The 18,819-nt window shown below is 64.5% G+C and carries 12 protein-coding genes and 1 pseudogene; 5 read left to right on the top strand and 8 right to left on the bottom strand.

Features of this window, described 5'->3' with window-relative positions; all coding sequences use genetic code 11:
- Window positions 1-55: 55 nt before the first annotated feature.
- A complete protein-coding gene (locus tag LDZ26_RS25355) occupies window positions 56-2,770 on the bottom strand; it encodes a cation-transporting P-type ATPase (RefSeq protein WP_244851469.1) in 2,715 nt (904 codons plus the stop codon).
- 142 nt (window positions 2,771-2,912) lie between these two features.
- On the opposite strand from LDZ26_RS25355, the gene LDZ26_RS25350 reads away from it, so the two are divergent.
- Window positions 2,913-3,851, top strand: coding sequence for a universal stress protein (locus tag LDZ26_RS25350; protein ID WP_244851468.1), 939 nt, complete (start codon window positions 2,913-2,915; stop codon window positions 3,849-3,851).
- Window positions 3,852-3,899: 48 nt separating this feature from the next.
- Here the strand turns inward: LDZ26_RS25350 and LDZ26_RS25345 are convergent, their stop codons facing one another.
- Genes LDZ26_RS25345 through LDZ26_RS25335 form a run of 3 tightly spaced genes read right to left on the bottom strand, consistent with a single transcriptional unit; the run spans window position 3,900 to window position 6,384 of the window.
- Window positions 3,900-4,829, bottom strand: coding sequence for a potassium channel family protein (locus tag LDZ26_RS25345; RefSeq protein ID WP_244851467.1), 930 nt, complete (start codon window positions 4,827-4,829; stop codon window positions 3,900-3,902).
- Window positions 4,817-5,323, bottom strand: coding sequence for a hypothetical protein (locus LDZ26_RS25340; RefSeq protein WP_244851466.1), 507 nt, complete (start codon window positions 5,321-5,323; stop codon window positions 4,817-4,819). The genes LDZ26_RS25345 and LDZ26_RS25340 overlap by 13 nt, the downstream gene beginning before the upstream one ends.
- 20 nt (window positions 5,324-5,343) lie before the next feature.
- Complete coding sequence (locus tag LDZ26_RS25335; RefSeq protein WP_244851465.1) at window positions 5,344-6,384, bottom strand: zinc-dependent alcohol dehydrogenase family protein; 1,041 nt, start codon at window positions 6,382-6,384, stop codon at window positions 5,344-5,346.
- Window positions 6,385-6,582: 198 nt separating this feature from the next.
- Here LDZ26_RS25335 and LDZ26_RS25330 point away from each other — a divergent pair, with 198 nt between their 5' ends.
- Window positions 6,583-7,422 (top strand): universal stress protein, encoded by an 840-nt coding sequence (locus LDZ26_RS25330; RefSeq protein ID WP_244851464.1) that lies wholly within the window; start codon window positions 6,583-6,585, stop codon window positions 7,420-7,422.
- An 87-nt stretch (window positions 7,423-7,509) separates the two neighbouring features.
- Here the strand turns inward: LDZ26_RS25330 and LDZ26_RS25325 are convergent.
- A pseudogene (locus tag LDZ26_RS25325) lies at window positions 7,510-7,753 on the bottom strand (MarR family transcriptional regulator); the annotation flags it as partial.
- Between the two features lie 790 nt (window positions 7,754-8,543).
- Here LDZ26_RS25325 and ptsP point away from each other — a divergent pair.
- Together ptsP and ptsG are read left to right on the top strand one after the other, a co-directional pair.
- Window positions 8,544-11,081, top strand: coding sequence for a phosphoenolpyruvate--protein phosphotransferase (ptsP, locus tag LDZ26_RS25320; protein WP_244851463.1), 2,538 nt, complete (start codon window positions 8,544-8,546; stop codon window positions 11,079-11,081).
- Between the two features lie 77 nt (window positions 11,082-11,158).
- Window positions 11,159-12,952, top strand: coding sequence for a PTS glucose transporter subunit IIBC (gene ptsG / locus LDZ26_RS25315; RefSeq protein WP_244851462.1), 1,794 nt, complete (start codon window positions 11,159-11,161; stop codon window positions 12,950-12,952).
- A gap of 175 nt (window positions 12,953-13,127) precedes the next feature.
- On the opposite strand, the gene LDZ26_RS25730 is transcribed toward ptsG, so the two are convergent.
- Entirely contained in the window at window positions 13,128-13,403 is a 276-nt protein-coding gene (locus tag LDZ26_RS25730) for a hypothetical protein (protein ID WP_370650770.1), read from the bottom strand.
- Window positions 13,404-13,583: 180 nt separating this feature from the next.
- On the opposite strand from LDZ26_RS25730, the gene LDZ26_RS25305 reads away from it, so the two are divergent.
- Entirely contained in the window at window positions 13,584-15,980 is a 2,397-nt protein-coding gene (locus tag LDZ26_RS25305; protein ID WP_244851461.1) for a phosphoketolase, read from the top strand.
- Between the two features lie 35 nt (window positions 15,981-16,015).
- On the opposite strand, the gene LDZ26_RS25300 is transcribed toward LDZ26_RS25305, so the two are convergent.
- Together LDZ26_RS25300 and LDZ26_RS25295 are read right to left on the bottom strand one after the other, a co-directional pair.
- A complete protein-coding gene (locus tag LDZ26_RS25300) occupies window positions 16,016-17,059 on the bottom strand; it encodes a hypothetical protein (RefSeq protein ID WP_244851460.1) in 1,044 nt (347 codons plus the stop codon).
- A 93-nt stretch (window positions 17,060-17,152) separates the two neighbouring features.
- A complete protein-coding gene (locus LDZ26_RS25295; RefSeq protein ID WP_244851459.1) occupies window positions 17,153-18,709 on the bottom strand; it encodes a phospholipase D family protein in 1,557 nt (518 codons plus the stop codon).
- Window positions 18,710-18,819: the final 110 nt, after the last annotated feature.

The raw sequence follows: 18,819 nt of genomic DNA, 5'->3' as shown, positions 1-18,819 counted from the left end.
ATGCGCTGGCGCTTGCCGAGCGCATGTTCTGCGAACGCGACGCCGGCCGTGACTGTCAGAGACGCGCGTCATGCCGCGAGGTCCTTCCCGCGCGCTTGCGGAACAGATGGTGTCGCGCGAGGTACTTTTCGAACTCGACGAGCGCGAGCACGACACTCGACACCGCCAGCGACACGGCCAACTGCCACGCGTCGAGCGGCGTGGTGTGCAGCATGTCGTTGAAAAACGGCACATAGATCGCCGCTATCTGCAATGCGACGGTCACGCATACGGCACCCGCGAGCGCGCGGTTGGAGCACAGCCCGAGTTCGAACACCGACCGGCGCGCCGAGCGGATGCCCAGCACCAGACCCATCTGCGAAAGCGACAGCACCGTGAATGCCATGGTCTGCCATTGCGCCTGACCCGCCGCCAGTGCGCACGCCTCGGTGCCGAGTGTCAGAAGCGAAATCGCCAGCGACACGCCGACGATCCGTTGCCACATGCCGCCCGCAAAGAGGCTCTCGCGCGGCGGCCGAGGCGCGCGCCGCATGATGTCCGGCTCGGCGGGTTCGGCAGCGAGCGCAAGCCCCGGTAGTCCGTCCGTCACGAGATTGATCCACAAGATCTGAATGGGCAGCAAAGGCATCGGCAGCCCGAGAAGCGGTCCCGCTGCGATCACCAGCAGTTCCGCCGCGTTGCCCGTCAGCGCGTAACGGATGAACTTCGTCACGTTCTCGTAAATTCGCCGTCCTTCCTCGATGCCCGCGACGAGCGTGCCGTAATCGTCGTCGAGCAGGACCACGTCCGCAGCCTCGCGCGCGACGTCCGTGCCGCCCTTGCCCATCGCCACGCCGATGTCGGCGCGGCTCAATGCGGGCGCATCGTTGATGCCGTCGCCGGTGACGGCCACGCAGCGCCCGCGCGTCTGCAAAGCCTCGACGATGCGGATCTTCTGCGCCGGGTCCAGCCGCGCAAACACGCTCACGCTTTCTATCCTGCGCACGAGTTCGTCCTGCGATAGCGCGTCGAGCTCCGGACCCGTGACAAGCGACTGCCCCTGCGACATGATGCCGAGCGACCGCGCGATGGCACTGGCCGTCAGCGGATGGTCGCCGGTCATCATCACGGGAACAATGCCGGCGCGCCTGCACATGTCGACCGCCTGCGGCGCGCCCGGCCGTGGCGGGTCCTGCATGCCCAAGAAGCCCAGAAACACGTGACCGGTTTCGATCCACGCTGCCGTGGAGTCCATATCGGCGTGGGCTTTGACTTCGCGCTTCGATACGGCTATCAGCCGTTGACCGTCGGCGGCCATGCGCGCTGCAATGGCGAGCTGCATGGCCCGGTCGAGCGAGCCTGTCGAATCGCCGAACGTAGCATCGCAGCGAGGCAGGACCGCTTCGGGCGCGCCCTTCATGTACGCCGTCCAGCCGGACGATGTCCGGTACACCACGGTCATGCGCATGCGAGTGGAGTCGAAAGGCAGTTCGATGCTGCGCTCGCCCGCTTGAAGCAACGCCTCATCGAAACCATGAGCGTCCAGGCCCGCCTCGCGCGCGGCTCGCCATATCGCGACTTCGGTGGGATCGCCGAGCCACTTGCCGGTGTCGGCATCGCGCTCGCCCGCCTCCTCGCCGCAGGCAAGCGCCGCTGCGCAAAGGAGTGACCGTGGGAGCGACCGTGCATCGGGACCGAGCGAATGCGCGACGCCGTGCGTGAATGCGATGCAGCTTCCGTCCGGCAGCCCCAGTTCGACGACGCGCATGTCGTTGAGCGTCAGCGTGCCGGTCTTGTCCGTGCAGACGTGGCTGACCGAGCCGAGGGTTTCGATTGCGGCGAGATTGCGCACGAGGGCCCGTCGCCGCGCGAGATTGCGCGCGCCCAGTGCCAGCATGACGGTCAGCACCGTGGGGAGCGCCTCGGGAATCGCGGCCACCGCGAGACTGACCGAAGTCAGCAGCATCAGCGAGACCGCTTCCCCGCGCGCGACGCCCATCGCGAAGATCGCCACGCACGTCAGCGCAATGGCGATGCCCAACTGGCGCCCGAACGCGGCCAGCCGCTGCTGTAGCGGCGTGCGCGGCGGCTCGATCCGTCCGAGCAACGCGACGATCTTGCCTAGCTCCGTGTCCATCCCCGTCGCCACCACGATGCCGCTGCCGCGCCCGCACGCGATGCTGGTTCCCATATACGCCATGTCGCGGCGCTCCGCGAGCGGCGCGTGTTCGTCGGCAATCGGGTCAGCCGACTTGTCGACGGCAAGCGATTCGCCCGTCAGCGCGGACTCGTCCGTGCGCAGCTGTATCGATTCGACCAGCCGGATATCCGCAGGCACGCTCGCGCCCGCTTCCAGGAACGCGAGATCGCCCGGAACGACTTCGGCCGCGGGAACAGTGAGGCGCTCGCCGTCGCGGACTACCGTCGCGCGCGATGCGCCCAGCTTCCTCAACTCGGCCATCGCATGCTCGGCGCGAACGGTTTGCATCAGACCGATTGCGCCGTTGACGAGCACGAGCGCGGCGATTGCCAACGCCTCCTGCGCATCCCCCGTCGCCGCAGCGATGCACGCGGCCACCAGCAGCACGATGTTCATGTAGTCCCGAAACTGCGCGCCGATGAGCGACAGCAACGAGCGAGGCCGCTCGCGGATCGTCTCGTTCGGACCATGCCGCGACAGACGCCGTGCCGCTTCGTCGCGCGAAAGCCCGTTGTGCGCGTGCGATGCGAACGCCAGCGCGACATCTTCGGATGTCCGCTCATGCCACGGTCCGGTCGCGATTTCAGTCATGCGGGCTTCCTCGATGTGAGGCACAGCGTCTTCGCACATGATGCGCCCGCAGCGCCTCGCCTTCGGCTGACCTGGATCAAGCGACGTGCACGCGCGAGGTATCAACATGGGTGTCGCCGCACGATGACTCGATGGAATCGACATGACAGACACCGCCGAACGGGCGCCCCGCCCGCGCAGAGTGCTGGTCGCACTCGACAGTTCACCCGCTTCGGAGAATGCGCTCGCGTACGCAGGCAAATTCGTCCCAGCCGGGACGTCCATCCGCATCCTGAGCGTGATTGCGCAGTGCAATGCGGCGCTGCCGGTGCCCGACCTCGTGCGCCACTCTCTGCACGAGGCGCGCGGCAGTGCCGTGACGGACGCGCGCGAGATGCTTCTCCGTTCCCAGAACGCGCTGCGCAACGCTGGGCATCACGTCGAAACGGTGTTGGTGGAACTGTCGGACGGCCGGAACAACGCACAGGCGATCGCTCAGGAGGCCGAAGACTGGAACGCGGACCTGCTCGTGACTGGCGCACATCAGCATCACGGCCTGCTCCGCTGGATCGAGGGCAGCACGGCCGAGCCGCTGGCCGCCAACCGGAGGCTGCCGGTTCTCGTCGTGCCCGAGTCGTTCGACGCAACCGGGGCGCACGAGCCCCGGCGCATTCTCTTTGCGGTCGACGGTAGCAGCGAAGTCCTTCCGGCATTGCGCTTCGGCGCGGGCCTCGCTTCATCCGAAACGCATCTTCGGGCGATTCATGTGATCGACAAGGCCATGCGCATGACCAATCCCCTTCCGTTCTCGCTGCTCGAAGAAGCATTCGACGAGGACGCGCGAGCAGCGAGATCCATGGCGCGACGAGTGTTTGCGAACGCGCCCGGCGAGACCAGCTTCGAAGTGCTCAGCACGTGCGAGTGCCGGGACGATGTTGCGCACGCGATCGTGCGCGAGGCAGACGCGTGGCGCGCCGACCTGCTGGTCATGGGCACGCATGGCCGCCGTGGCGCGGCGCGCTGGCTGCTCGGAAGCGTGGCGCGCAACGTCGCAAGAATCACGCACACGCCGCTTTTGCTTGTCAACCAAGTGCCGCGGTAACGCGTATCGCTAATCAGCAGGTATCGAGATCACGCGGCGAAGCAGGCATCATGTGTCCGCCTCGGTGCCCGGCCGTATCCGTGTTTTGCGTCCCTCATGCGCGGGCTCGCGTCGCACCGGCCCGGCCGTGCGGTCCGTGAGCGCGTCGCGCAGCAGGCGCACGTCGTCGCGCATCAGCGCCATCTCGCGTTCGAGACGCTTGATGTCCTTGTGCATGTCTCGTCGAAGCTGCTTTTCTTCGCCGCCGATGACCAGCGCGGCGATGCTCGCGAAGGTAAGCGAGAGCATTCCGTACCCGAGCAGCACCACGAATACAGCGAATACTCGGGACGCGGGCGTAGTCGGCGCGATGTCGCCGTACCCCACGGTCGCGCTGTTCTCGAACGCAAGCCACAGACCCTCGGCATAGGTGTGGACACGCGGCTCCAGCCAGTAGAAGCCTGCGCCCGCGAGCGCGAGCACCGTCGCGCCGAACGCCATTAAAAGCACGAGACGGCCCGGCACGATAAGCGCCTGCAACGCGAGGAAAATGCGAACGGCCACGACCGACATGAACCCGAGCCGCAGCATCCACTCGGGCGCGGACCACGGCGTCGCGCCGCCGAAGACGCTCGACAGCGCGGCGAGCGCGATGCCCGCATCCATCACGTTGCGGCACAAGAAGCGATCCGGATGACGGCTCAATGCAAGCATGCGCCCGAGCACGCACAAGCAAGCGAGGCCCGCGGTCAAATACAGGCTGCGCGAAGCGGCCAGCGCCGTCGCGGGCCCGGTCAGTCCGAGGTAGAAGGCGGGTATGAGAAGCAGCATCGCACCGGGCATCAGCCAGCGCAACCATTGCCAGGTGCGCACGGCGGCGGGGTCGTCGTGGGGATCGACGCCTTGCGGGCTCAACGCGCACGGCCACTCCGTCATGGCGCGGTCGTGTTCGTGAGCGTCGCGCCCCGGCGCGCGCAAGTCACCGCTTAAGCGGCCCATTCGAGTTGATCGATTCGCGTGAGCCTGCGTTCGATGCGATCCACGAAGACATCGACGAGGCGGCGCGCATCGTCCGCAGGCAGACCTTGCTTGATGGCACAACGCGCAACGGGCTGCTTGCCCGCGAGCGTCGCCATGTCTCTGAACGCCGTGGTCTCGCCCCGCGCGTTCTCGGTGCAGAAGAACGCCACGTACGGCAGCTTGCGCCGGTTGAGCGCGAGCCACGCGCGCACCGGCGCGCTGACGGTGCCGGCCCAGACCGGCGTGCCGATGACGACGAGCTCATATGCCGTAGCGTCGCGACAGCCGGCATGCAACTGCACGGGACGGGCGAAGACGGTATCGAAGATGGCGCGCACAAAGCCCAGCACGCCGGACCGATCCACCGGCTCCGTGATGACTTCCAGATCCGCCTGCAGGCGGGCGGCGAGCGCCTCGCCCAATGCGCGCGTCTTGCCGGTTCGCGAATAGCAAACCACGAGCACCTTTGACATGTCCGTTCTCCACGATCCACCTACGCGACTTCGATGATGACCTTGAGCGCGCCCGTATCGGCGGCGCGCGCGAAGGTGTCGTATGCGTCGAGCACCCGGTCGAGCGTGAAGCGGTGCGTAATCAGTTGCTTCGGCTGCAAACGGCCCGCGCGCACCGTCTTCAGCAGCATCGGCGTGCTGACGGTATCCACGAGCCTCGTCGTGATGGTGATATTGCGGTCCCACAAGGCTTCGAGATGCAGGTCCGCTTTCACGCCATGCACGCCCACATTCGCGATGGTCCCGCCCGCCGCGATGATCGCCTCGCACAGCTCGAAGGTAGACGGCACGCCGACGGCTTCGACCGCGCAGTCCACGCCCGCGCCATCCGTCAGACGCAAGGTCTCGGCTGCCGGATCGCTCCGCGAAATGGCGATGCATGCCGTAGCGCCGAACGTGCGCGCCACCTCCAGCCGATTCCTGTCCCGGTCGATCATGATGATCTGCGCCGGCGAGTAGAACTGCGCGGTCAACAGCGCCGCGAGGCCGATGGGTCCCGCGCCGACGATGGCCACCGTGCTGCCCGGCTGCACGCGCCCGTTGAGCACGCCGCATTCGAAGCCAGTCGGCAGAATGTCGGAGAGCATGACGAGCGCTTCTTCGTCCACACCCTCGGGCAGGCGGTACAGGCTCGTGTCCGCGTGCGGAATGCGCACGTATTCGGCCTGCGTGCCGTCGATCTTGTTGCCGAGTATCCAGCCGCCCGTCGCGCAGTGCGAGTACATGCCGCGCCGGCAGGCGTCGCACTTTCCGCACGACGAGATGCACGAGATCAGCACGCGATCCCCCGGCTTGAACGCGGCGACCGCCGCACCGGCCTCTTCGACGACGCCGACGCCCTCGTGCCCCAGCACGCGCCCCGGCTGACACGTCGGCACGTCGCCTTTGAGGATATGCAGATCTGTGCCGCAGATGGTGGTGCGCGTCACGCGCACGATCGCATCCGTTGCACTGACGAGCCTCGGCGACGGCCGTTCGTCGAGCGACTTCTCTCCGGGACCGTGATAGACGAGCGCTTTCATGTGCCGAACTCCTGTGCGTGGCATGGCGTGTGGCGTGGACCGAGCCACTGTATGCGCACGGATTCGGCGGCTCTTGATCTGCATCAAGCAGAGCAGAACCGATGCGCCGCGCGGCGCCGGTTGATCTGAGTCAAGCGCGCAGATGAAACGCCTGCATAGACTGAGGGCCTTCGATCCCGCGACTAAGGGAGTCATGCGATGAGCTACAAGACGATCCTCGTGCATCTCGACACCAGCGTGCGCGCGCATCCACGACTGGAAAGCGCGCTTGCGCTCGCCAGGCATTTCGACGCCTATGTCATCGGCCTCTTCGCGGTGTTCGAGCCACCGCCGCGCGTCTTCACCGTGATGGCGGGCACGGCCGACTACTACGCGCAGCATGCGGCATTGCGGCGCGAGCAGCGCGCTGCGATCGAGCGCCTCTTTCATGCGGAGTTGACGCGCGCCGGTGTATCGGGAGAATGGATCGCCAGCGACGAGCGCGCGACGGTCTGCGTGCCGCACTATGCGCGGTGCGTGGATCTGGTGGTCGCGAGCCAGGATGATCCGAATGATCCTGACTCCTACGTAGGCGATCATTTTCCGGAAACGCTCGTCATGTCGGCCGGCCGGCCCGTGCTGCTGATTCCCTATACGGGCTTCTTTGCGACGATCGGCACGCATGCGATGGTCGCGTGGGACGGCAGCCGCGAAGCCACGCGCGCCGTCCACGACGCGCTGCCTCTTTTGAAGGCTGCGGAGCGCGTGACCGTCGCGACGATCGACACCGCTTCCGACCATGCACAGGAAGAACGCATTCACGGCGCGGATATCGCGGCATGTATCGCGCGGCACGGCGTGTCGGTGGAGGTGTCATCGAACAAGGCGCCCAGCGACATGCAGGCCGGCGAGATGTTGCTTTCGCGCGCCGCCGATATCGGCGCGGACCTCGTCGTCATGGGCGGTTATGGCCACGCGCGCTGGCAGGAACTGGTGCTTGGCGGCGCAACGCGGACCTTCCTTGCGTCGATGACCGTTCCGGTTTTGATGTCGCATTGACGGCGACGGTTGCTGGCTTGCGCGGACGCCCAACTCCCGTGAGAAGAACTCGCGTCACCGCTCCGGCGAGCAGTACGGCCGCGAGAGTCAGGCCGTCCGACGAACGAACCGTTGTTCCGTGACGCTCGTTCCCCATTGCGTGCCCTGAGCTTCTTCGCACAGCCGGAAGCCGAAGGATTCATACAGGTGCCTCGCTGCGTCCAGACCCTTGAAGGCGGAAAGATACGTTTCGGAGAACTGAGCGTCGACGAAGTTCATGGAACCAACGCAGGTGCGCCACTCCGCTCGCAACATCTCCATCGATGGCAAGCGATGCAAGCGTTCGGCCGTCCCGCTCACCGAGCCGTCAGTCCTTCGAACAGAAACCTCCATGAATACGCGCCACCATCGCATCGCAGCCTCGGCTTAGCACAAACCCTAGCCCGCCGCGTATCGACATTTCGAAGAAGTAGAATGCCTTCGCATCGGCAGCTGCGGTCGTTACCGCTCTCCGACAGGCGGTATGCGCACCTGCAATTGAAAGAACTTTCGGGAGTGAATCGATGCAGCGAAGCTATCCTTATCGAGGGTTCGAGATCACGATTCAGCTCGAGCCAGTCAGAGCAGTGTCGCACAAGGCGGAATTCAGCGACCCAGTCGGATTCATTGCCGTAGTGAGTGTCTGCACCGCCGAACCGAAGCGGCCTGTGGGCGTACCGGTTCGGCTGGTCTCCGAAACCCATACTGTCTTCCGCACGAAGGACGACGCTCTGTCAAGCGCGCTCAGCGCAGCGCAACGCATCATCGACGCGAAGATACCCAGTTGACGCAAGCTCCGCGCTCGCAGTTCTATTCTCTAATCACCTAATTCCGAAGTCTCTTCTCAGACCAAGGAGCCGATTTCACGAGGCCCAGGAACGCATCAATCAGTTTGACTTGCTAATAACGTTTCACTTCCCGCATCGTTTCCGCCGATTCAATTCAATCGCAAGCGGTGTGCATCAGATCAAAGCCTCACCACATAAGTCGGCGATGCGCTCTTCGTTTGCCTATGATTCATCGTAGGCAAATGATCCTTGAGCAACTCGCGCAGAGGTCTTATCTATTGACCTCGTGCAGTCAGGGGACAAGGAGTCCTTCACATGAAAGCTCCGCGACGTTTAGAGCGAATCGAGCTGATCGCGCCGATTTCAGGCGTCATGGTCCGACTCGATACCGTGCCCGATCCGGTGTTCGCTCAGAAAATGGTCGGTGACGGCGTGTGGATCGATCCGACTTCCGACGAATTGCTCTCCCCGCTCGCCGGCAAGGTCACGCAACTGCATCGCGCCTGCCATGCAGCGACCGTTACCGGCGACTGCGGGCTCGAAGTGCTGATTCACATCGGTCTCGATACGGTGATGCTGCGCGGCGAAGGCTTCACGCCGCTCGTGAAGGAAGGCGATACCGTCGTCACCGGCCAGCCGCTGATCCGCTTCGATCCGCTCGTCGTCGGCGCAAAGGCCGTGAGTCTGCTCACGGAAATGGTCATCGCGAACGGTGAGCTCGTCACCCGCTACGAACCGGCCACGGGCCTCGTCACGGCGGGCACGGACGTCGCGCTTCGTGTCGAGTTCGTCTCGCCGACGAAAGACAACGCGAGCCGCGACGCAGGCGGACAGGCCGTATCCGATGAAGTCACGCTGCCGAACCCGCAGGGCCTGCACGCGCGGCCGGCCGCCGTATTCGCCGCCGAAGCCAAGAAATACACGTCGGAGATTCGCGTCGTGCGCGGCAGCGACAGCGCGAACGCGAAGTCGGTGGTCGCGCTGATGGCCCTCGCGACGAGCTTCGGCGACAAGCTGCGTGTCGAAGCGGCAGGGCCCGATGCGAATGAAGCCGTGACCGCGCTCGCGCGCCTGCTCGCGTCGGGTTCGGGCGAGAAGCCCGGCGAAGCGCGCACGCCCGCCGCTCCGGCCATTGCAAGCGAAGCCGTGGCGCCCCAACGCGCCGCGCCTGCCGACGCGAACGAGTTCACCGGCGTCTCGGCGTCGCCGGGGCTGGCGGTCGGCAAGATCGTACAGTTCCGCCGCGAAGTCATCGACGTGGCCGAGACGGGCGAATCGCCGCAACGCGAGCGCGCACGGCTCGACGCGGCGCACCATGAAGCACGGCAGCAGATCGAGGCGCTGAAGGCGAAGCTGACCGATCCGTCGAAGGCAGCGATACTCAATGCTCATCTCGAACTGCTGGGCGATCCCGATCTCAACGACGCCGCGATCGCCGGCATCAGCGACGGCAAGAGCGCGGGCTTCGCGTGGCGCGCCGCGTTCGAGGCACAGGCCAGCCATCTCGAGAAGCTGGACAACGCGCTTCTGCGCGAACGGGCGGGCGATATCCGCGATGTCGGCCGCCGCGTGCTCGCGTTGCTCGCGGGCGTGAAGCAGGCGCGCATCGACGTGCCGGACGAATCCATTCTCATCGCCGAGGAACTCTCTCCTTCGGACACCGCATCGCTCGACAGGAGCAAAGTGCTCGGCTTTTGCACGACGACAGGCGGCGCGACGAGCCATGTCGCGATACTGGCGCGATCGCTCGGCATTCCGGCTATCTGCGGCATCGACGAAAGCGCGTTGCAGTTGCCCGACGGCACGCTCGTCGTGCTCGACGGCTCGCGTGGCACCCTGCGGCGCAATCCCGGCGCTGACGACCTGCAAAAGGCGCGCGAGCGCATCGAACGGCAGACATTGAAGCGGGCACAAGAACAAACGGCCGCGAGCAAGCTGGCCGTCACCGCCGATGGTCATCGCATCGAAGTGGTCGCCAACATCCGCAACGCGCAGGAAGCGCGCGATGCCGTCGCGGCGGGCGCCGAAGGCGTCGGTCTGTTGCGCTCCGAGTTTCTCTTCGACAACCGCGACACCGCGCCTTCCGAAGACGAACAGGCGGCCGAGTACTGCGCCGTCGCAGAAGCCCTCGGCCGCGAGCGTCCGCTCGTCGTTCGCACGCTGGATGTCGGCGGCGACAAACCGCTTTCCTATATGCCGCTGCCGAAGGAAGACAACCCGTTTCTCGGCCTGCGCGGCGTGCGCGTGAGTCTCGAGTTTCCCGACTTCTTTCGCACGCAGTTGCGTGCGATTCTGCGGGCGGCACCCATCGGCAATCTGCATGTGATGTTCCCCATGATCGCGACGATCGACGAACTGCGCGCCGCGAAGCGCATTCTGCAGGAGGAGGCCGGCGAGCACATGAGCCGCATCAAGGTCGGCGTGATGATCGAAGTGCCATCCGCCGCGATGATTGCCGAGCCGCTCGCGCAGGAAGCCGATTTCTTTTCCATCGGCACCAACGATCTGACGCAATACACCCTCGCGATGGATCGCGGACATCCGAAGCTCGCGAAGCAGGCCGACGCGCTGCATCCCGCGGTGCTGCGTCTTATCGGCATGACCATCGACGGCGCGCACCGGCACGGCAAATGGGTGGGCGTGTGCGGCGGGATTGCGTCGGATGCGATGGCCGTGCCCGTGCTTGCCGGATTAGGCATCGACGAGTTGTCGGTCAGCGTGCCCGCCATCGGCTCGATCAAGGCCCAGCTCGCGCGTCTCACGATGGACGAATGCCGCGCGCTCGCAGCCAAGGTACTGACCCTCGGCACGACGGCGGAAGTGCGCGCGCTGCTCGCTCGATACGCGGAATAGGTAAAGGCGGGCAAAAGCGGGCAAACGCGGGCAAACGCGGGCAAAAGCGCGGTAACCGGAACAAGCGGAGAGACAGCATGTTCAAGAACGCTTTCGGCGTGGTGCAGAAAGTCGGCAAATCGTTGATGCTGCCGGTCGCGGTGCTGCCAGTCGCGGGGTTGCTGCTCGGCCTCGGCTCGACCGACTTTCACGGCTATATCCCCGGCATCGTGCTCGCGCTCATGAAGAACTCGGGCGACGTGATCTTCAGCAACTTGCCGTTGATTTTCGCCATCGGGGTCGCGCTCGGCTTCACTGAGAACGACGGCGTGTCGGGCATCGCCGCGACCATCGGCTTTCTCGTGATGACGGCGACGCTCGGCGTCATCGCGACGTTCCAAGGCGTGAAGCCCGACACGATCATGGGCATTCCGTCGATCCAGACCGGCGTGTTCGGCGGCATTCTCGCGGGCGGCCTCGCGGCGTGGATGTTCAATCGCTACTACCGCATCACGCTGCCGCCGTATCTCGGCTTCTTCGCGGGCAAGCGCTTCGTGCCGATCGTCACGGCAATCGGTTCGATCGTGCTCGGCGCGATTCTCTCGGTCATCTGGCCGCCTATCGGCAGCGCGATCAAGGCGTTCTCGCACTGGGCGGCGGTGTCCGATCCGCGAACCGCCGCGACCATCTATGGTTTCGTCGAACGGCTGTTGATTCCCTTCGGCCTGCATCACATCTGGAACGTGCCGTTCTTCTTCGAAGCGGGCAGCTATCTCGATCCCACGACAGGCAAGGTCGTGCACGGCGACATCACGCGCTTCTTCGCGGGCGACCACACCGCTGGCATTCTCGCCGGTGCGTACTTCTTCAAGATGTTCGGCCTGCCTGCGGCCGCCATCGCAATCTGGCATTGCGCGAAGCCGGAAAAGAAAGTGGCGGTCGGCGGCATGATGGTGTCCGCCGCACTGACCTCGTTCCTCACGGGCATCACGGAGCCGATCGAGTTCGCGTTTCTGTTCGTCGCGCCGGTGCTGTACTTCATCCACGCGTATCTCGCGGCATCGGCGCAGTTCGTCGCCAATACGCTCGACATGCACATGGGCTTTACGTTCTCTCAGGGCGCGATCGACTTCGTGATGTTCAACCTGATCGGCAACAAGGCGACCCACGCATGGTACGTCTTCATTCTCGGGCCGATCTATGCGGTGATCTATTACGCCGTGTTCCGCGTCGTCATCACGCGCTTCGATCTGAAGACGCCGGGACGCGAGGACGATACCGTCGAAGCAGCCGCAGGCAGCACGGCCGAGATCGGCGGACGCTCTCGCGATCTCGTGCTAGCGTTCGGCGGGCGTTCCAACATCAAGAGTCTCGATGCATGTATCACGCGGCTGCGCATTTCGGTGAACGATCCCGCGCTCGTCGACGATGCAAGGCTCAAGGCGTTGGGCGCGGCAGGCGTCGTGCGCGTCGGCAACGGCGTGCAGGCGATCTTCGGGCCGCTCTCGGAGAACATGAAAACGGACATGCAGGACTATCTGAAGCGCGCGGGCACCGAGGCCGATCTGCCGGCGGCGGGCGCAAAAGCCGGTGCAGGCGCTGCGCAGCCGGCGGGTGCTGCGCCACCACCGGCTTCTGCGTCCACGTCAAACGATTCGGCCTATGCGGCGCGCGCAGACAAGATTCGCGAGGCGCTGGGCGGCGGCGCGAACATCGTCAAGCTACAGCCGCTCGCAGCGACACGCCTGCGCGTCCTGCTGAACGATGCATCGCGAATGGACAACGCGGCGCTGACTACCGCCGGCGTCCCGGAGACACAAAGACTCTCGAACGGCGAAGTCGATCTGATCGTCGGCCTCGAAGCCGAAGCGCTCGCGGGCGCGATGCACTAGCACGGCATCGGATGAATGGCTTCGCGATGACGTTCACTCGTCGGGCGACGCGCCTTTGTGTCGTTTCGGTTGCCTGTAAAGCGGATAACATCGGAACTCGGCGTGCTTATTGAATCGCTTACGCAACGCCAGCGCCGTAGGTCGTTACTTCGGAGTCCCCATCATGCCCCCGTGCTCACTCAGGTTCATTGCGATCGCAACCGCCATGCTCGCCTTGTCGTGGTCTGACAGCGCTTTGCCGACGCAGCAGGCGCAGCAACGCCGCGCCGGGCGCGATGTGCGCCAGGAGACGCGCCAGAGCGCCCGGCATACCAAACAGGACTGCCGCGCCGCGAACCAGCAATCGAACGTGCAATGCCGGCAGGACAAGCGCGAGACGAAGCAACATGGGCGTCAGGCTGCAAGAGACATCAAGTACTGATTGCGCTCTTTGCGCAGTCAGATCAAACATCGTGGAGATCGCGCGCCTCGAATCTTGAACAGCGCGGCATCGCATGATATCGAATCGATAAGGCGCACAAGAACGAGCACAACAAAGCGCACCTACCGACTTAGCGAATCTCGCGCAGCGCGACGCCCCGTGACAACGCACGACGTGCGTTCCCATGCGCCCTCATTAAAGGAGACGTCGATGAACGATCGTTCCAGCGCCCATCCGTCTGAAGGAAGTACGATAGAAGACGACGAACTACGGCTCATCGATGCATGGTGGCGCGCGTGCAATTACTTATCGGCGGGCATGATCTTTCTCGCGGATAACCCGCTGCTGCGCGAGCCGCTCAAAGCGGAGCACGTCAAGCACCGGCTGCTCGGACACTGGGGCGCGAGCCCTGCGCTTTCGTTCGTCTGGGCGCATCTGAACCGCGTGATCAAGCGCGACGACCTCGATGTCGTTTTCATGGCCGGTCCCGGACACGGCGCGCCCGGCGTGCTCGGCCCCGCTTATCTCGAAGGCACCTACTCGGAGGTCTATCCCGACAAGAGCGAGGATATCGAAGGCTTGCAGAAGTTCTTCAAGCAGTTCTCGTTTCCCGGCCATATCGGCTCGCACGTGACGCCGGAAACGCCGGGGTCCATCCATGAAGGCGGCGAACTGGGTTATAGCCTGTCGCATGCGTACGGCGCGGTGCTGGACAATCCCGGGCTCATCGTCGCGTGCGTCGTGGGCGATGGCGAAGCGGAGACCGGACCGCTCGCGACCGCATGGCATTCGAACAAGTTCATCAATCCCGCACGCGACGGCGCGGTGCTGCCCATCCTCAATCTCAACGGCTACAAGATCGCGAACCCGACGATCCTCGCGCGCATCAGCCATCAGGAACTGGAGGCGCTCTTCGTCGGCTACGGCTACACGCCGTATTTCGTCGAAGGATCGGACCACGCGCAGATGCACCGGAAGATGGCCGAGACACTCGATCGCGTCACCGCCGACATTCGCGCGATATGGGAGAACAGTCGCGCAGGCAAGGGCGTGGAACGCCCGCGTTGGCCGATGATCGTGCTGCGCACGCCTAAGGGCTGGACCGGACCGAAGGAGATCAACGGTCACAAGGTCGAGGGCTCGTGGCGTTCGCATCAGGTGCCGTTCTCGGACGTGCATACGAACCCCGCGAATCTCGCGGTGCTCGAACGCTGGATGCAGAGCTACGAGCCGGAAACACTCTTCGACGCGAACGGCCGGCTGCGCGAAGAAATCCGCGCGCTTGCGCCGGTTGGAACGCGGCGCATGAGCGCGAATCCTCATGCAAACGGCGGCGTGCTGCGCAAGCAGCTCAAGCTCCCCGACTTCCGCGACTATGCGGTCGATGTGGGCCAGGCGGGGACCGTCCAGCATGAAAACACCCGCCCGCTGGGGGAATTTCTGCGCGACATAATGCGCGCCAACATGGACACGTTCCGCGTGTTCGGTCCCGATGAAACGGCCTCCAACCGGCTACAAGCGGTTTATCAGGCAAGCAAGAAGGTCTGGATGGCCGACATGCTTCCCGAGGACGAAGACGGCGGCGAACTCTCGCGCGACGGCCGCGTCATGGAGATGCTTTCGGAGCACACCTTGCTCGGCTGGCTCGAAGGCTACCTGCTGACCGGACGTCACGGCTTCTTCCATACGTATGAGGCTTTCGCGCATGTCGTGGATTCGATGTTCAATCAGCACGCGAAATGGCTCGACATCTGCAAGAACCATGTGCCGTGGCGAGCGTCCGTTTCGTCGGAGACCATCCTGCTGTCATCCACGGTCTGGCGCCAAGATCACAACGGCTTCTCGCATCAGGACCCGGGGTTCATCGACCTCGTGACGAACAAGAGTCCGTCCGTCACGCGCGTCTATCTGCCGCCCGATGCCAATACGCTTCTCGTCGTGGCCGATCAGTGCCTGCGATCGACCGATTGCATCAATGTGATCGTCGCGGACAAGCAGAAGCACTTGCAGTTCATGACGATCGACGAAGCCATCGTGCATTGCGCGAAGGGCATGGGCGTCTGGCGGCGCGCGAGCAACGACGAAAACGAAGAGCCCGATGTCGTCATGGCGTCGTGCGGCGACGTCGCGACGCAGGAAGCGCTCGCAGCCACGGCCATCCTGCGTGAATATCTGCCGGAACTGAAGTTGCGCTTCGTGAATGTGGTCGATCTCTTCAAGATGCAGCCCAATACCGAACATCCGCACGGATCGAGCGTGCGGAACTTCGAAAGCCTGTTCACGCTGGACAAGCCCGTGATCTTCAACTTTCACGGCTACCCGTGGCTCATCCACAAGCTGGCGTACAAGTTCCGCAATCACGAGAATCTGCATGTGCGCGGCTACAAGGAGAAGGGCAACATCAATACGCCGCTGGAACTCGCGATACTCAATCAGGTGGACCGCTTCAATCTCGTGATCGACGTGATCGACCGCGTGCCTCGCCTGCGCGGAAGCACTGCGCATTTGAGAGAGGACATGAAGAACGCGGTCATTCGCCACCTGGATTACGCGCATACGCATGGCACGGATCCGGACGAGATCACCGAATGGACGTGGCCTTATTGATTGCAGGCTCAGTCGCGGCGCGTTCCGAGGCGCATTTAGATCAGCCACCGCGCCGCATCGTCGAGCGCGCCGTCCGCAGCCGGCATGTCTCGCCGCGCGACGCGCACTAGCTGCACCGCGCGGATCTCGGGAGGCTGCACCGGCAAATGCGCGAGATGGAGCGTGAGTTCAGCGGCTCGCTCATCGCTGCGCGCTTCGACGACGAGGTTCATGCGGTTCAGGCGCAGCGTCTTGCGATCCACGCGTATGAGCGCGGCAGGATCGCCGAGCACGTCCGCGAGCGCGCCAAGCTGCTGTTCCACGCCTTCCGCGCGCGAACCGAGCGATGCGAGCGCGGCCTCGTTTTCGGCGATCTCGCGCCCCAGTCGCGTGAGGTCCGTCGATGCATTCCCGTATGCAGGCGACGCGCCGCTCATGCCCGACATGCCCGCGCCACGCCGTCCGAGCATCTGCATTCGCGCGGCGAGCAGTGCGCGCGTCTCCTTCAACGCCTCGCGTTGCGCCTCGTGCGCCGAGATGCGCGACGTGGCTTCCAGAGCCAGTTGCTCGATGACCCGCAGCACGATGTCATCCCTCAGCGCCGCTTCGGTCTCGTCGCAAATGCGCATGCGCTTGTCGTCGAAGCTCACGGCGACGCGCGGCACGTCCGAGCGCACCACGCCGGCCTCATCGGCCACGCCGAGCACGTGCCGCTCGACCAGGCGACTACTCAGCACGGCATAGGCGTGCTCCGCCGCGTAATGCGCGTCGAACCAGGTGCGCAGATCGTGCGACTGCCCGATGACGCTCGTGATGTCTTCCGAGGTCGCGAACATCGCGCGCAGATAGGCGTCGTCGGCCCAGGCGGAAGGCGTCGCATCGCGCGGCGGGGGAAGCGCGTCGACGAGCTCGCGCGCATAACGGAGCGCCCCGCGAACGAGCGGCCCGAGCCGCGACTCATAGCGATTCGCGAGGCGCACTTGCGGCGCGATTCCTGCGATGCGATCGAGCGCCTCGCGAATGTCCTCGGTGGAATTGGCATCGCTACGCGAGCGGCCGAGACGCTCGATACGCTCAAATAGCCAGCCGAACGCACTCATCCGATGCCTCTCGCGAACATGCCACATTGCATAGATACCATCCGCATGTCATGCGCGCAACGTTGCATCGCGCGGGACGTCGTTCGCGGTGAATCACAGTTGCGATTCTATCGGCAGAATACCGAGCATCCAGACGCCCGCGCGCTTGAGCGCCGACACGCCCGGCTCGCTGTCGAGCAGCGTCGTTTTGCCGTCGGCGTCCTTGTCGATCCATACCATCTGCGTGCCACCGTTGCCGTCGTCCTGTAGCTCGACACGCCACGCGATGCGATCGATATTCGTGCCGATACCGTCCGCCACCTGTTCGGCCGCCGCCGCGCTTTCGCAATAGACGCCGATCTCCGTATTCAGCTCGATGGAGCGCGGGTCGAGGTTCATGGAACCGATAAAGATGCGCGTGCGGTCGAACACATAGGTCTTCGCATGCAGCGACGCCTTCGACGAACCGAATGTCGATTTCTTCGTACTTTCGTGCTTGTCGGTCGATGCGACCGGCTTCAGCTCATACAACCGCACGCCCGCTTCGAGCATCTCCTTGCGATAGCGTCGATACCCGGCGTGCACCGCCGCGACATCCGTGGCCGCGAGGGAATTGGTGAGGACGGTCACGCGCACGCCCCGCGACGTCATCGACCGAAGCCAGCGCACGCCCTCTTCGCGCGGCACGAAATAAGGCGACACGATCAGCATGTCCTTCTCGGGATGCAGCTTCAGAGCCTTGAACTGCGAGATCAGATGGCCTTCGGCATCGCCGGGCGCGCGCGTGATCTTCGCGGGATCGTCGTAGAGCAGCGTCGCCTTGCCCCATGAGAACGAGGTGTCGCGCTGTTGAATGACAGTCGCGAGACGCTCGCGCACGTTCGCCACATAAGGCGAATGCTCTTCCGACAAAAGATAAGCATCGAGCTTCTCGCGATAGGCCGCTAGCGTGTCGGCGTCGGCATGACGTCGCATGAGATTTTCGATCGGATAGGCCGCATCCGAATTCCAGTACAGATCGAACGCACTCGACACTTCGCGCACGACGGGACCATGCACGAGCACATCGAGATCGCCGAACGCGACCGTGCTCGATGCGCCGAAGTACTCGTCGCCGATATTGCGTCCGCCGAGAATCGCCGCCTGATTGTCCGCGATGAGCGCCTTGTTATGCATGCGGCGATTCACGCGAAAGAACTCCGCTGCCGAGCCGAGTCTCTTGAACGTGCGATTCGCCACGGGATTGAAGAGACGCACCTGCACGTTCGGATGCGATGCGAGCGCAAGCAGAAACTGATCGTCGGCGTTCGTGCCGAGATCGTCGAGGAGAAGACGCACGCGCACGCCGCGATCGGCCGCGCGCAGGATGGACGCGGCCATCTCGCGGCCCGTGAGGTCCGCGTGCCAGATGTAGTACTGGAGATCGAGCGTGCGATCGGCGGTCTCGCTCAGGATCACGCGTGCGATGAGCGCGTCCATGCCGTCCGACAGCAGGTGGAACGCGTTGTCACCGGGATGCGCGGCCTCGCTCGCCGCGAAGGCGCTGCCGAGCCGCGTGCTCGCGGTGTCGGTCAAGGCGTGTGTTGGCTCGCGTGCGGCCTGCGGCGGAAGGCTTGCACATGCCGTCATCAACAGCATGAGCGCAACCGTGATCCACTTGCCGAGTTTCATGGCGCACCCTCTGTATGGCGTGGCGAACCGTGTAGTCGCGCGCTATGCAGCAGCCGATGGCGGTAGATTGACGCATCTCAGGAGCGCAGCAAGAAAATGATGCGCACGAG

The organism is Caballeronia sp. SL2Y3, assembly GCF_022879575.1.
In the GTDB taxonomy this organism is placed as follows: domain Bacteria; phylum Pseudomonadota; class Gammaproteobacteria; order Burkholderiales; family Burkholderiaceae; genus Caballeronia.
This window is presented reverse-complemented; position numbering and strand designations above follow the sequence as displayed.